Source organism: Nocardiopsis camelliae, assembly GCF_028993595.1.
In the GTDB taxonomy this organism is placed as follows: Bacteria; Actinomycetota; Actinomycetes; order Streptosporangiales; family Streptosporangiaceae; genus Nocardiopsis; species Nocardiopsis dassonvillei.
Genome location: NZ_CP118614.1, coordinates 6,729,215 through 6,743,670, shown reverse-complemented (window position 1 = coordinate 6,743,670; position 14,456 = coordinate 6,729,215). Strand labels below are relative to the sequence as shown.

The window sequence follows — 14,456 nt, the reverse complement described above, 5'->3', positions numbered from 1 at the left end:
AACACGAGTAACCTCCGCCTGACCGGGTAAGCCCCATCGCCGGTGTGTCAAGACGCCACGCCCTCCCTTCGCAGGTCAGATGGGGTGGACGAGGACGTCTGTGACTACACTCCATTTCATTGTCTTGATCCCAACTCCTCAGGAGCATCGATCGTGGCCCTAATCGTGCAGAAGTACGGTGGGTCTTCCGTGGCAGACGCGGAAGCCATCAAGCGAGTAGCCCAGCGGATCGTCGCTCAGAAAAAGGCGGGATATGACGTCGTCGTCGTGGTCTCGGCCATGGGCGACACCACCGACGAACTCCTGGACCTGGCCGAGCAGGTCAGCCCGATGCCGCCGGCCCGCGAACTGGACATGCTGGTCACCGCGGGCGAGCGCATGTCCATGGCACTCGTGGCGATGGCCATCGAGAACCTGGGGTTCGAAGCCAGGTCCTTCACCGGTTCCCAGGCCGGTGTGATCACCACGTCGCTGCACGGCAACGCCAAGATCATCGACGTGACCCCGGGCCGGATCCAGGAGGCCGTGGGCGAGGGCGCGATCTGCATCGTCGCCGGGTTCCAGGGCGTCTCCCAGGACACCAAGGACATCACGTCCCTGGGCCGGGGCGGCTCCGACACCACCGCCGTAGCGCTGGCCGCCGCCCTGGAGGCCGACGCCTGCGAGATCTACAGCGACGTCGACGGTGTGTTCACCGCCGACCCGCGCATCGTGCCGAGCGCCCAGCGCATCCCCCAGATCTCCTACGAGGAGATGCTGGAGATGGCGGCGTCCGGGACCAAGATCCTGCACCTGCGCTGTGTCGAGTACGCGCGTCAGTACAACATCCCCCTTCACGTCCGTTCATCTTTCAGCCAGAAGCCAGGGACCTGGGTCGTCCCGGAAGTCGAGGAAAGCGAAGGCATGGAACAGCCGATCATCTCCGGTGTCTCTCACGACCGGAGCGAAGCCAAGATCACCGTCGTCGGCGTGCCCGACAAGATCGGTGAGGCCGCGACGATCTTCCGGGCCCTGGCCGACGCCGAGATCAACATCGACATGATCGTCCAGAACGTGTCGGCGGTCTCCACCTCGCGCACCGACATCTCCTTCACGGTCCCCAAGGACTTCGGCAAGGAGGCCGTCGCCGCGCTCAAGAAGGTGCAGGACAAGGTCGGGTTCGAGTCCCTGCGCTACGACGACAAGATCGGCAAGGTGTCGCTGATCGGCGCGGGCATGCGCTCCTACCCGGGCGTCACCGCCCGCTTCTTCGACGCGATCGCCGGTTCGAGCACCAACGTGGAGATGATCTCCACCTCGGAGATCCGCATCTCGGTCATCGTCGAGGAGGACCAGATCGACGCGGCGGTCCGCGCCGCCCACAGCGAGTTCCAGCTCGACGCCGACCAGGTCGAGGCTGTCGTCTACGGAGGTACCGGCCGATGAGCAACCGTCTTCCCACCCTCGCCGTCGTCGGCGCCACCGGCGCCGTCGGCACCGTGATGCTGGACATCCTGACCCAGCGCGAGAACGTCTGGGGCGAGATCCGCCTCGTCGCCTCCCCGCGCAGCGCGGGCAAGGTCCTGCGCGTGCGCGGCGAGGACGTCGTGGTCCAGGCCCTGGCCCCCGAGGTCTTCGACGGCGTGGACGTCGCCATGTTCGACGTCCCCGACGAGGTGTCCAAGGAGTGGGCGCCGGTCGCCGCCGCCCGCGGCGCGGTCGCCGTCGACAACTCCGGCGCGTTCCGCATGGACCCCGACGTCCCGCTCGTGGTGCCCGAGGTCAACGCGGACCAGGTCCGCAACCGTCCGCGCGGCATCATCAGCAACCCCAACTGCACCACCCTGTCGATGATCGTGGCCATCGGTGCCCTGCACCGCGCCTACGGCGTCACCGACCTGGTGGTCTCCTCCTACCAGGCCGCCTCCGGCGCCGGCCAGGAGGGCATCGACACCCTGCGCGACCAGATGGCCAAGGCCGGTGCCGACCGCAGCCTGGGCGACACGGCGGGCGACGTGCGCGCCGCCGTCGGCGAGCTGGGCCCGTTCCCGGCTCCGCTGGCCTACAACGTCGTTCCGTGGGCGGGTTCGCTCAAGGACGGCGGATGGTCCTCGGAGGAGCTCAAGGTCCGCAACGAGTCCCGCAAGATCCTGGGCCTGCCCGACCTGCGCGTCTCGGCCACCTGCGTCCGCGTCCCCGTGATCACCACCCACTCGCTGGTCGTGCACGCGTCCTTCGCCGAGGAGGTGCCCGCCGACGCCGCCCGCGAGCTGCTCGGCTCCGCGGAGGGCGTGCGGGTCCAGGACGACCCGGCCAACGGCGAGTTCCCGACCCCGGCCGACGTCGTGGGCACCGACCCGACCTGGGTCGGCCGCATCCGCCAGTCGCTGGACGACCCGAAGTCGCTGGACCTGTTCCTGTGCGGCGACAACCTGCGCAAGGGCGCCGCGCTCAACACGGCGCAGATCGCCGAGGTCGTGGCCGGGGAGTTCACCCGGGCCTGACCGCGCACACCACCGGGCGACTCCAGCCGGTCACTCCGCGTGACGGGGAACGGTTGGGCGGAGCAGGCGTCCGGTGGTGTCCGAACCGGAGCGACGACCGGTGAACGGTGAGGGCGGCGGTCCCCTCCTGAGAGGAGGGGACCGCCGCCCTCACGCGTGTCCGGGGCCGGTGCCGGGTGACCAGGTGTCCTGGTTCCCGTCCCGGAGCGACGGCCCCGCGCGGCCCCGGGTCAGTACCGCCGCGGGTCGCCGACGCGGCGGGGCCGGGCCAGTGTCAGTTTGTAGAGGAGTCGACACTGCTCGGAGGAGCCGATCAGGTCGGAGGTCTCCACCGGCCGGTTGCCGCTGAAGTGGGTGCGCTCCACCACCAGCACGGGTATCCCCGGCGCCGACCCGAGCAGGGAGGCCTCGGAGTCGCGCAGCGCGCGGACGCCCACCTCCTCCACCACGCGGTCGACCGGGTGGCCCGCCGCGCTGAGCCGTTCGAGCAGTCCGCTGCCGGGCGAGCTGTCGAAGGGGGTGCGCAGGGTTCCCGCGGTCAGGGACGCGGGCTCCCAGGACCGGTGCAGCGTGATCGGCAGTTCCGAGGACAGCCCGCGCGAGGTGGTGCGGTACACCGGTTCCCCCTCGCGCAGCCGCAGCCGCAGGCTCAGCGGCGGCGCGCACTGCTCCTGCTCGGTGCCGATCGACTCCCGGCTGAGCCGTCCCAGGCCGGAGCCCGAGGAGGAGTCGGTCCGGCAGATCCGGAAGAGTTCGGGGACGGTGCGCACGTAGTACCCGGAGCCGGGCCTGGACTCGACCAGGCCCTCGGTGACCAGGAGCCGGAGCGCGGTGCGGGAGATCTGCTCGCTGACCCGGTAGGAGCGCGCCAGCCGGGTCCGGGAGGGCAGACGCGTGCCGGGCGGGAGTTCGCCGCTCAGTATCGGCCCGCGCAGCTGTTCCGCCAGCCAGAGGTACCTGGGTTGCCTGCCCACGGTCACCGGGCCTCGGCCGTGCGGCCTCCCGTCACCCGTTGGTCTCTGCGCTTGGCCAGGGGGACGGGGACGCCGTGGTCGACGGTGCCGGGGCCGCCACCGTCTCCGGTGGGGGACCCGGGGGAGAGAAGGGGAGTGAACCTGCCAGATCGCCGAAGCTCGCCCATGGTTCCCAGTAAAGCAGCGAGAGGGCCTGACAGGTGGACTTACCTGAAAGTAGTGACGTGCGTTCGGAAAGTCACCACGGAAACGGAATCCGGTCCTTGCGTAGTGGAAACGCCCGAAAACCGGAAGCACCACGGGAACCCCCGCCCGAAAGGTTACTCTGCGTAACAATAGGGAGTGTGCCTTGTTGGGGGAGACCATGATCACGAACCTCGCGGACCGCGCGGACACGGCCGTCACCTGGATGAGCGGGATCTTCGGAGTGGTCCTGGCGCTCGTGGGCCTGGCACTGCTGGTCCTGCTGCTCGCCGCGGTCATCTCGGCGCTGGTCGACCGCGACACCTCCGCGGGCGGCAAGCTGCTGTGGGTCATCTTCATCCTCTGGTTCCCGCTGTTCGGGGCGATCGCCTGGTTCGTGGTGGGCCGCAAGGGCCACCTCAACCGCTTCCTCGGCATCGACAAGGGGAGGGCGCGCCACACGATCCCGACCAGCGTCGGCCAGCACAGCGACGTGCCGCCCCACCGAAACGGACTGAGCCACGCCTGAACCCGGCGCCTGGCGCCGCGGCGGGGAGGAGAGCCCCGGAACCGGGACGGGACCCGGATCCGGGGCTCTTCCGCGTCCGGCGCCGGAAGGGAAGGGTTGTGCACAGCCTGTGGACGGGCGCGTCAGCGACCTCCGGCCGGGTATCAGCCCTGTACCAGGACGCATCCGACCACACCTGGAAGGGGACCGGGAGATGGCCAGGAACGCCGACGTCGCCCGCGCCGTGGTGGACGAGGCGGGGACGACCCTCGCCGCCGAGGCCGGGATCCGGATGGCGGACAGACCCTCAGCGCTGTGGCAGTTGCTGGTGCTGGTCAACCTGCTGTCCGCGCGCATCTCGGCGCGGATCGCGATCGCCGCCGCCCGTGAGCTCAACGAGGCGGGCGGCACGACCCCCGACGGTATGGCCTCACTCAGCTGGCAGGACCGCGTGGACGCGCTGGGGCGCGGGCACTACGTGCGCTACGACGAGAGCACCGCCACCCGGCTGGGCGAGTGCGTCGACCGGGTGCGCGAGGAGTACCAGGGCGACCTGCGCAGACTCGGGGAGCGCTCCGAGCACCGGGCGAGCCGGGTGGAGTCGATGGTCCGGGAGTTCTCCGGCATCGGGCCGACGGGCGCCGTGATGTTCTGCCGGGAGGTGCAGGCGGTGTGGCCCTGGCTGCGGCCCTACACCGACAAGTACGTGCTGGGCGGGGCCAAGAAGGTCGGCCTGCCGGAGGACGGCGGCAAGCTCGCCAGGCTCGTGGAGGGTGACGAGGTCGCGCACCTGGCGGCCGGGCTGGCCCGCATCGCGCGGGACGGGGACCTCGCCGACCGCGTCCGCGAGAGGGTCGGGTGAGGTCAGAGCGCCTCGAAGTCGGCGAAGTCGAAACCGGGGGAGACGAAGCAGCTGACCAGTGCCTCCTCGCCGCCCAGCGGGCGTGCGGCCTGCCAGGTGTCGGCCGGGACCACCGCCTGGAGGCGTTCTCCCCGCTCGATCCCCGAGCCCAGGGTCACCTGTCCGTCGGGCTCGGGCGCCCCTCCTGTGCCGCCGTACTCCAGTACCAGGGGCCCGCCCCGGTTGAACACCCACACCTCGTCGGAGCGCACCCGGTGCCAGCGCGACTCCTCCCCGGGGCCGAGCAGGAAGTGGATGCCGGTGGCGGTGGATCGCGGTCCCGGGTAGCCCTCCGGGTGCACGGTGACGCCGCTGTGCCAGGTCTGCCGGTACCAGCCGCCCTCGGGGTGCGGCAGCAGGTCCAGCGCCTCGGCCGTGGCGGTGCGCTCCTCGGCACCTGTGTAGCGGCCCGAGGGGTCGCGGCGCAGGTAGCGCACGCCCGTCACGGCCTCGCGGGGGATCGGCCCGTACACGTGCGGGAAGAGGACGTCGTCCCCCACTCCTGGCGGCGGGGCCGGTTCGGCGGCCTCCCAGCGCACCTCGCAGCCGACCGCGTCGGTGTCCACGACGAGGGCGACCAGCTGTCCGGCGGCCCGCGCGTACAGCGCGTTGGCCACCGCCAGCAGCGTGGGTTCGTCCGGCGAGGCGTGCACGAACCCCTGGGTGCGCAGGGAGTCGGCCTCGATGTCGCCGCCGGAGGTCCAGCGTTCGAGTTCGGTCATGTGCAGCACGTGGGGCATGCGGCCGACCGTACACCAGCCGGGGTGCGGCGGCCCGTTGTCCACAGGCTGTGGACAACATGCGCTGGCATACGCGCTCACAGGTCCGTCGTCGTCTCCGCTGTCTGAAGTGAGTGCAGTGACGTGTAGCGCTGGCCCTGTGTGAAAGCGGTTCCGCGTCCGGTCCGCTCGTGGGGCAGAGCAGTCCGGAGCTTGCGATGACGGACGTCCCCGTCTCGGGTCAGGAGGAAGACCTGGTAACGACCTTCGTTCCACCCTCTGCCCCGGGACGCCTGGATGACTGTGGCGATTTTTCGGTCATCGCGGTCGGAGGAGGCCGAGAGTCGTGCGATGGCTTTAGGGGTCCACTCGACCTGGTCACGTCGGTGAAGGATCGCGGGCACCACGGCCTTGATCTCCTTGTCGGAATAGAAGGCGACCCTCTCCACATCCCGGAAGAAGCGGCCTGCCTGACAGACATAGGCATGGCAGTCCTGATAGAGCGGCCAGGCGTCGCTGGCGGCTACGACCACGGTGTCCTCGATGTTGACCGGGCGTTGCCGGTATACCTGCATCGCCTGGCTGCGGTTTCTGAGCCAAGCAGCTACCCGGGGATCTATGTACTCAGTGGTCTCGAAGATTCGCTGCACTTCGAACGGGACGTCGATATTCAGCATGGAGTCGTGGTGGGCCAAGCGGTTCCTGAACTTGTGCACCCCGTCCAGGGCGACGGAGACCTCCTTGCGCTGTCCCGAGGAGTGCGGGAAGGCCCGGTGCAGGCATTCGCGCCAGAGCTGCTCGTACCTGGCGCCCACGAGGCCGGACCAGAACCCGAAGGTCAGGCCCGCCACGATCTGGTCGCGTGTCTCGCGCGGGGCGGGGAAGCGCGTGGTGTTCCCGCGCAGGCGCTGGCGTACGAAGCCCACGGCCTCGCCGACGTACTCGCCGCCGGGTACGGGCATGAGGAACCAGGGGATGCCACTGGTGTCTTCTCTGTAGTGCTCTCGCAGGCAGCGGTCCAGGGTGTTGCGCAGCAGGACCTCCAGGTGCCCGACGTCCTCGAACGCCGCAGCGGCCATGTGGCCGCTCCACTCGTACACCGAGAGGGCGGCGTGTCTGTCGCCCCCGGCCATGTCGAGGTAGGGGGCCATCCGGGGCTCGGAGAGCCGACTCCACACGAGGTCAACGTCATCATCGACACCAGGCATGCGGAGAGGCTATCTTTGCGGGGAACGCCCCGGTGCCGCCTCTGTTCCACGCGCCCGGGGCTTTGTCGTGGGCCTGGTCGGGCCGGAGACGGTCAACCCACCTCACGGGCGCGGGCGACCGGAACCGTTCAGGCCGCCGCCGTGCCGCTCCGGTGACGTGTTCTCCTGTCGCATGCTCGCCCGACTGTCCACAGGCTGTGGACAGCGGCGTCCGCCACGCCGGGGCCGTCAGTAACGGAGCGGTGCGGCTGTAGCCCTGACACTCTGTCACCTTGTCGGTTCGTCGCCGTGTCGACTCGTCGGCATGTCCTCGTGTCCGCTTGTCCTCGCGTCCAATTGTCCACAGGCTGTGGACGGAATCCGCCGCACCCGCCCGGACGCGCGGCCCCGGGAACGACGGACGCCCCGGCCGTTCCCGGCCGGGGCGTCGCGTGTACCGAGCGCCGGACGCTACAGGATGATCCGCATCGGCTCCTCAAGGATCTCCGCGAGGTCCTTGAGGAAGGCGGCGCCCACGGCGCCGTCCACCGCGCGGTGGTCCACCGACAGCTCCAGGGAGATCCGGTTGCGCACGGCGACCTCGCCGTCCACGACCACCGGCTCCTGGCGCATCGCGCCGACCGCGAGGATGGCCGCCTCCGGCGGGTTGATCACCGCAGAGAAGCTGTCCACGCCGAACATGCCCAGGTTGGACACGCTGAACGTGCCGCCGCTCATCTCCTGCGGCTTGAGCTTGCCGTCACGGGCCTTGCCCGCCAGCTCGCGCGTGCGCGTGGAGATCTCCGACAGCGTCGCCTTGTCCGTGTCGTGCAGCACCGGCACCACGAGCCCGGCGTCCACGGCCACGGCCACACCCACGTTGACCCGGTGGTGCTGGAGCAGCTTGTCGTCCACCCACGAGGTGTTCACCGCCGGGTGCAGCTTCAGCGCCGTCGCGCTGGCCTTGACGATCAGGTCGTTGAAGCTGACCTTCACGCCCGTGCTGGACAGCTGCTCGTTGATCTGCGCGCGGAAGGCCTTGAGCGCCTCGGCGTCGATCGTGCGGCGCAGGTAGAAGTGCGGCACCGTCTGCTTGCTCTCGGTCAGGCGGCGCGCGATCACCTTGCGCACGTTGCTGACCTTGAGCTCCTCGGAGGCGCGGCCGTCGTCGAAGGCGGGAGCGGTCGCCGCCTTCTCCGCGGCGGGCCTGGCCTCCTCCTTGGACTGCGCGGCGGGTGCGGCCTGCTCGGCGGCACCGCTTTCCCGGGCGGCCTCGATGTCGGCGCGCACGATCCGGCCCTTGGGGCCCGACCCCTGGATCCTGTTGATGTCCAGGCCGTACTCCTTGGCCAGACGCCGGGCCAGCGGGGAGGTGCGCGGGCGCGCGGCCTCGTCGCCGGAGGCCGGGGCGGATTCCTCGGACTCCTCCGCCTCCTTCTCCGTGCCCTCGGCGGCCTCCTGGATCTCCTCCGCCTTCTCGCCCTGCTCCTCCTTGGCGGGCTCGGGCTCCGAGCCGCCGTCGCCGGAGTCCTCGGGCACCGCGTCCGGGGAGTCGGCGATCACGCCGATGACCGCGCCGATCGGCACCGTCTCACCCTCGGAGACGGACTGCTTGACCAGGTAGCCGTCCTCGTAGGCCTCGTACTCCATGACGGCCTTGTCGGTCTCGATCTCGACCAGGACGTCACCGGAGGCGACCTTGTCGCCCACGTTCTTGACCCACGTGCTGATGACGCCTTCCTCCATGGTGTCGGAGAGGCGCGGCATCTGGATCTCGCTCATGCTTGAAACTCCCTCTACCCGACCCGTTTGCCGACGGCGCTCAGGGTCTCCTTGATGGCGGTGCTGATCGACTCGACCGACGGCAGGGCCGCCGTCTCCAGCGGCTTGGCGTAGGGCATGGGGACCTCCGCCATCGCCACCCGGCGGACCGGGGCGTCGAGGTAGTCGAAGGCGCCCTCCTGGATCGAGGCGGCGATCTCCGCGCCGATCCCGTAGGTCAGCCAGTCGTCCTCGCAGATCACCGCGGAGCCGGTCTTCTTGACCGAGTCCACGAAGGTCTGGCGGTCCAGCGGCCGCAGGCTGCGCAGGTCGACGACCTCGACGTCGATGTCCTCCTCGGCCAGCTTCTCGGCGACCTGGTTCGCGACCATGGCCATCCGGGAGTAGCCGATGAGGGTGATGTCGCTGCCCTCGCGGGTGACCTTGGCGCGGCCGATCGTGGCGACGTTGTCGTTCTCCGGCTCGGCGTAGTCGTCGGGGACCTCGCCCTTGGAGTTGTACAGGCCCAGGTTCTCCAGGAACAGGACCGGGTCGTCGTCGCGGATCGCCGCGCGCAGCATCTGCGAGGCCTCGGCCGGGGTGCTGGGAGCGAGCACCTTCAGGCCGGGGATGAACGAGTAGAACAGCTCGATGTTCTGCGAGTGCGTGGCGCCGAGCTGCTGGCCGCCGCCGCCGGGCGTGCGGATGACCATGGGCACGCTCGTCTGTCCGCCGAACATGCCGTAGATCTTGGCGGCGTGGTTGATGATCTGGTCGATGGCGATCAGCGAGAAGTTGATCGTCATCAGCTCGACGACCGGGCGCAGGCCCAGCATGGCCGCGCCGACGGCCGCGCCGACGAAGCCCTCCTCGGCGATCGGGGTGTCCTTGACCCTGCGCGGGCCGAACTCCTTGAGCAGGCCCTCGGTGATCTTGTAGGAGCCCTCGAAGACGCCGATCTCCTCGCCCATGACGAGGACGTTCTCGTCGCGGACCATCTCGGCGCGAAGGGTGTCCCGCAGAGCCTGGCGGTAAGTGATCACAGACATGTGGGTTCCTTCCCTACTCCGCGAACACCGGGTCGGCGGGCATGCGGGTGGACTCGTTGGGCACCGGGGTGGCGTAGGTGTAGTCGAAGAGGGTGGAGACCTCCGGGTGCGGGCTGTTCTCGGCGAAGTCCGCGGCCTCGGCGACCTCGGCCTTGACGGAGGCGGCGATCTCCTCGCGCAGCTCGTCGGTGAGGACGCCCTCCTCGGTGAGCCTGGCCTCGAACAGGGCGATCGGGTCGTTCTCCTCCGACCGCGCCTCGTCCTTCTGCTCGTCGGTGCGGTACTTGGCCGGGTCGACCACGGAGTGGCCCTTCATCCGGTAGCTCCACGCCTCCAGCAGGAACGGGGTCTGCTCCTCGCGGGCGCGCTCGATGAGCCTGGACGCGGTGTCGCGGACCGCGAGCACGTCGCGGCCGTCCACGCGCTCGCCCTCGATGCGGAAGGCGGCGCCGCGCTTGTACAGGTCGGGCTCGGCGGAGGACATCTCGACCGTGGTGCCCATGCCGGTGAAGTTGTTGATCACCACGAAGACGATCGGCAGGTTCCACAGCTTGGCGATGTTGAGCGTCTCGTGCCAGGCGCCGATGTTGGTGGTGCCGTCGCCCATCTGGCACATGACGACCTCGTCGCCGCCCCGGTAGGAGACGGCCAGCGCGGCGCCGGCGGCCAGCGGCAGCTGTCCGCCGACGATGCCGTAGCCGCCGAGCATGCGGGTCTCGGTGTCGTACATGTGCATCGAGCCGCCCCAGCCCTTGGACACGCCGTCGGCGCGCCCGTAGAGCTCGGCCATGACCCGCTTGGGGTCCATGCCCTTGCCGATCGCGTACCCGTGGTCACGGTAGTTCGTGAACAGGTAGTCGCGCTCCTGGAGGGCGGTCATCAGGCCGACGACCGTGGCCTCCTCGCCGAGGTTGAGGTGACAGTAGCCGCCGATCCTGGCCTGGGTGTAGGCCTGGGCCGTGCGCTCCTCGAACCGCCGGATGAAGACCATCTGGCGGTAGTAGTCGAGGAGGGTGTCGGGCTTCTCGTCGGCGAGACCGGGGGAGGTGTCCTTGCGGGTGGTGCGCCGCCGGGTCCCTGAGGACCTGGCGGTGCGGCCCTTCGGCTTGGCCGTGTCAGCCATGGTGTGCCTTTCTACGTACGAGAAGGCCTGGGGCCCCGGGTCTGTGGACCGGGGTGCCAGGCCCGCCGTGGCCGCGCTGTCGGGTGCGACCGTGGCGTGCGCAGCCACCCGGCTCATGCGGTGGCGGCGCTCTGTGGCTGTTGCGGGGCGCGTCCCGGGGGAGGGTGGCTCGTCCTCTCCCGGACACGAAGCGCTGGTGGGGTCTCGTGTGCAGTTGTCCGCAGAACCCCTGCCGCATTGCTTCCCGGTCTGCACCCGCGTATGCGTCCGTGGTCCGGCGCGGCGGTTGCCGGTCGCACGGGTTCGTCCACCGGCCGGATGAACGACTCCGCTTGCCCGGGAGGGGTTCGCTCGTGTGTGATGTGTGTCGCGCACACTCTACGGTCTGATCGATGATCGATCAATACAACTCTATGCCAGAAGGTCCGGTTTCGATGCGACGGGGCAGGTCACCGCGCTCTGGTGGAACAGCGGCGTCGGGCGGCCCCGGGGCCATGGGTCAGCGGGCGCTCTCGTGGGACTTCAGCGCGGCCTCCACGTAGTTGAGCACGTGGTCGCTGAGCATCTGCCCCACCGCGGGGTCGCCCTCGACGAAGGCGCGCGTGATCTGGGCGTGGTCGGCGGCCTTGGCGTGCAGCTCCATGTTCAGCCAGCGCACCGACAGCGCGGTCCACACCTCCACGCCCAGCGACTCCCAGGTGTGCAGCAGCACGCTGTTGCGGGCGGCGCGCACGACCTCGCGGTGGAACTCCACGCTGTGCCGGATCTGCTCGGACACGTCGCCCTGGGCGGTCGCCCGCTGGAGCGCCTCCACCTCCCGCTCCAGGGGGGAGGGGTCGTCGGCCAGCCGGGGCGCGGCCAACTGCGCCGCGACCAGCTCCAGTCCGGCGCGCACGGGGTAGATCTCCGCCATGTCCTGGACGCCGAAGGCCCGCACCCGGGCGCCCTTGTTGGGGACGGTCTCGATCAGGCGCAGGGTCTCCAGCTCGCGCAGCGCCTCGCGCACCGGGGCCTGGCTCACCCGCAGCTCCGTGGCGACGCGGCGTTCCACGATCCGCTCGCCTGGCTGCCAGCGACCGGACAGCAAACCCTCGACCAGTACCTGCCGGATCTGCTCCCTGAGCGGCTCACGGGCCAGCTTCGAGGGATCATCCGGCAACTGGGGCAGGTCGACCATCCAGGGCCCTTCCGTTCCACGTCCAGCACACGGCCCGTGCGCGGACCGGCTCGCTCAGCGTCGTACAAGCTCTCTGAAGAGTGCCACACACCCGCGGGTCAACCGGACAGCAGGCCTCGAACCGCTAACAGAAGGCTCACGAACAGGTCGCATGGCGGTGAACCGCCAACGTCCAGTGTCGGGGCGTGGGGCAAAGTCCGAGGTGGCGGCGAACGCACGTGGGCCACCACACCACCGACGGGGGGAGCTGGCCGGGTAGGCTCATCTGTCGGCAATATTCACACAAAGCTGTACGGAGCGTGACGCACGTAACGACGAGGAGTTCGATGAGGCGCGCTGACCTGCGCCGCCTTCATCCGCGCTCAAGCGGTCCGCGCCGACTGGTCCGGGCCGAGCACACGGCGCACCGTAGACGCCACGGTCGACACCCCTTGTTCCTCGGACGCCGATCCTGCCCAGAGGCCGGTCACGACGTAGTGAACCAGCCCGAAGGACCGGCCGTCGAATGGAGTGGGCGGAGAGTAGTGAACTCTCCGTCATGTCCACTCCGAGTCGGCGCTGAGGACGTCAGATCAGTTCCAGTAACCACGGCTAGCCCGTCCCCCACGCTTCACAAGTGCCACAGGCAAGCCCACGACGTGTGAGACAGCACTGAGCACATGACGCACTCTTCGAGGACACGACGACATCCACGGGCGAGGCAGTTGACCGAGCCACACGACAGGCAAGAGCGGGCGACACCGCTCCCGGGACCCTACAGCGGGCCGATCCCCATGGTGCGTACCACCGTGTACGACCCTGGGCGGCCCGTCGTGCGCCCGGTCCGATGGCCCAGTGTGAGCGAGATCGCGTGGGGAATCGCGTCGGACCGCATCGCCATCATGCTCGCCGTGGCGCTGCTCGTCATGACGATGCTGGCCGCGGGGCCGCTGCACCCGGTCGACAACTTCCTGAACGAGCTGCCCCGGCCCTACTGGGACACGCTCCGCGAGCCCATGATCCTGTGGCCGGACACCGTCGCCTCCCGTGCGGTCGCGCTGCCGGTCCTGGGCGTCACCGCGCTCCAACTGGCCTACTGGCATCGCAGCTGGCGTCCGATCGTGCTGGGCGCGGTCGGCGTGGTGGGGATGATGTCCCTGGTGTCGGTGATGAAGCTGGCCATCAACCGCGGGCACGCCAAGGAGTTCAACCCCGACTTCTTCATGGGCCCGGGCAACGTGGCCTTCCCGTCCGGCCACGGGGCGAACGCGATCCTCATCTACGGCCTGGTGCTCTTCCTGATCATCCGGTTCGGGGCGGCCCGGCCGCACATCATCCGGCGCCTGGCGTACTGCATCGTCGCCATCGCCCTGCTCCAGTCCATCGTCTCGATCTACCTGCACTTCCACTGGTTCACGGATCTGATGGCGGGGATGGTCGCGGGCGGTTTCGCACTGAGGGTGACCATCCGGCTGGACCGGATGATCCCGTCCGGGCGCACCACGCAGTGGTGGCCCTGGTACGGCGAGGGGGACGGCGCACTTCCCGCGAGGGACTGAGCCGCTCTCCCAGCCGTGGCACCGCGCCCGTCGGACCTGGTCCGGCGGGCGCCGCGCTCGTCCGCGGTCCCGACGCCCGTCCGGGACGGGGCCGGATGCGCCGACGCACCGCGTACGTGCTGGTGGGGGCGCTGGCGGGTCCGTGGAACCGACGTGGGGGAGCCGTGAGGGCTCCCCGCGGTCAGGCCCCGGCCTCCACCAGTTCCCGCATGCGGGCCAGACGTTGCAGGAACATCCGGTCCATCACAAACCTTAGTACGGTTCTGTCCACAACGGGACCGAAGAGGCTGGCGAATTCCACCCGGTCCGTGTAGGCGGTCCCGGCCCCCTCGGGTGCTGTCGTGTGCGTGTGCCGGAAGTACCGGAACATGCCGCGCAGTTGGAGGTCGGTGAAGTGGTCGCCCTCCTCGAAGGAGTCGATGACGCCGACCCAGCGCACGGGGAGGAGTCCGGCCAGGCGCCAGCGCATCACCATCGTCTCGCCCACGGCGAAGCCCGCCTCGGGCCAGCGCAGGACGCGTACCCCGCCGGGCATGGACTCCTCCAGTCCCGACCGGCTCGTGCAGAACGCGAACACCCGGTCGGGCGGCGCGTCGAAGTGGGCCGTGTAGACCGCCGTGCTCGTGGCACGGGGGCGTTCGGTGGTGTGCGGGCCGCTCAGGAGCCCGCGTTCGTCGATCTCGCGTCCGGCCATGGTGTTCCTCCAGGTCCACTCGGCATCGGCCTACCCCGGCGCTCCCGGAGGGAACCCGTGCGGGGGCGTCGTGCGGGGTAGCGCTGTGCGGGACACCCGGACCCGGGGTCGGGCGCGGACGACTCCGATCCCTCCGGCGGAGGCGGGGCGGGACCGTGG

At 69.8% G+C, this 14,456-nt stretch carries 13 protein-coding genes; 5 read left to right on the top strand and 8 right to left on the bottom strand.

Annotated features, from left to right (window positions below; genetic code table 11):
- Positions 1 to 153 precede the first annotated feature (153 nt).
- Together PV789_RS29440 and PV789_RS29435 are read left to right on the top strand one after the other, a co-directional pair.
- A complete protein-coding gene (locus tag PV789_RS29440; protein ID WP_212642102.1) occupies positions 154 to 1,425 on the top strand; it encodes an aspartate kinase in 1,272 nt (423 codons plus the stop codon).
- Complete coding sequence (locus PV789_RS29435; protein ID WP_019609489.1) at positions 1,422 to 2,483, top strand: aspartate-semialdehyde dehydrogenase; 1,062 nt, start codon at positions 1,422 to 1,424, stop codon at positions 2,481 to 2,483. The genes PV789_RS29440 and PV789_RS29435 overlap by 4 nt, the downstream gene beginning before the upstream one ends.
- 230 nt (positions 2,484 to 2,713) lie before the next feature.
- Here the strand turns inward: PV789_RS29435 and PV789_RS29430 are convergent, their stop codons facing one another.
- Entirely contained in the window at positions 2,714 to 3,457 is a 744-nt protein-coding gene (locus PV789_RS29430; RefSeq protein WP_013155802.1) for a GntR family transcriptional regulator, read from the bottom strand.
- Between the two features lie 364 nt (positions 3,458 to 3,821).
- Here PV789_RS29430 and PV789_RS29425 point away from each other — a divergent pair, with 364 nt between their 5' ends.
- Positions 3,822 to 4,169, top strand: coding sequence for a PLD nuclease N-terminal domain-containing protein (locus PV789_RS29425; protein ID WP_274975544.1), 348 nt, complete (start codon positions 3,822 to 3,824; stop codon positions 4,167 to 4,169).
- A gap of 193 nt (positions 4,170 to 4,362) precedes the next feature.
- A complete protein-coding gene (locus PV789_RS29420) occupies positions 4,363 to 5,010 on the top strand; it encodes an endonuclease (protein ID WP_274975543.1) in 648 nt (215 codons plus the stop codon).
- Positions 5,011 to 5,012: 2 nt separating this feature from the next.
- Here PV789_RS29420 and PV789_RS29415 read toward each other — a convergent pair whose 3' ends face one another.
- The 6 genes from PV789_RS29415 to PV789_RS29390 form a co-directional block, all read right to left on the bottom strand.
- A complete protein-coding gene (locus tag PV789_RS29415) occupies positions 5,013 to 5,789 on the bottom strand; it encodes a cupin domain-containing protein (protein ID WP_274975542.1) in 777 nt (258 codons plus the stop codon).
- Between the two features lie 77 nt (positions 5,790 to 5,866).
- Positions 5,867 to 6,946: a hypothetical protein gene (locus PV789_RS29410; RefSeq protein ID WP_274975541.1), complete on the bottom strand. Its 1,080-nt coding sequence runs from the start codon at positions 6,944 to 6,946 to the stop codon at positions 5,867 to 5,869.
- Between the two features lie 480 nt (positions 6,947 to 7,426).
- Positions 7,427 to 8,737 carry a dihydrolipoamide acetyltransferase family protein gene (locus PV789_RS29405; protein ID WP_274975540.1) on the bottom strand — a complete coding sequence of 437 codons (1,311 nt, stop codon included), beginning with the start codon at positions 8,735 to 8,737 and terminating at the stop codon, positions 7,427 to 7,429.
- Positions 8,738 to 8,751: 14 nt separating this feature from the next.
- The gene (locus tag PV789_RS29400) at positions 8,752 to 9,765 is read right to left on the bottom strand and encodes an alpha-ketoacid dehydrogenase subunit beta (RefSeq protein ID WP_248772813.1); all 1,014 of its coding nucleotides are present in this window, start codon (positions 9,763 to 9,765) and stop codon (positions 8,752 to 8,754) included.
- 13 nt (positions 9,766 to 9,778) lie between these two features.
- Positions 9,779 to 10,888, bottom strand: coding sequence for a pyruvate dehydrogenase (acetyl-transferring) E1 component subunit alpha (gene pdhA, locus PV789_RS29395; RefSeq protein WP_248772812.1), 1,110 nt, complete (start codon positions 10,886 to 10,888; stop codon positions 9,779 to 9,781).
- Between the two features lie 499 nt (positions 10,889 to 11,387).
- Positions 11,388 to 12,065: a GntR family transcriptional regulator gene (locus PV789_RS29390; RefSeq protein ID WP_212642110.1), complete on the bottom strand. Its 678-nt coding sequence runs from the start codon at positions 12,063 to 12,065 to the stop codon at positions 11,388 to 11,390.
- A gap of 773 nt (positions 12,066 to 12,838) precedes the next feature.
- Between PV789_RS29390 and PV789_RS29385 the strand changes: the two genes are divergently transcribed.
- A complete protein-coding gene (locus PV789_RS29385; protein ID WP_274975539.1) occupies positions 12,839 to 13,603 on the top strand; it encodes a phosphatase PAP2 family protein in 765 nt (254 codons plus the stop codon).
- A gap of 181 nt (positions 13,604 to 13,784) precedes the next feature.
- Here the strand turns inward: PV789_RS29385 and PV789_RS29380 are convergent, their stop codons facing one another.
- Positions 13,785 to 14,297: an SRPBCC family protein gene (locus PV789_RS29380; RefSeq protein ID WP_274975538.1), complete on the bottom strand. Its 513-nt coding sequence runs from the start codon at positions 14,295 to 14,297 to the stop codon at positions 13,785 to 13,787.
- Between the last annotated feature and the right edge of the window lie 159 nt (positions 14,298 to 14,456).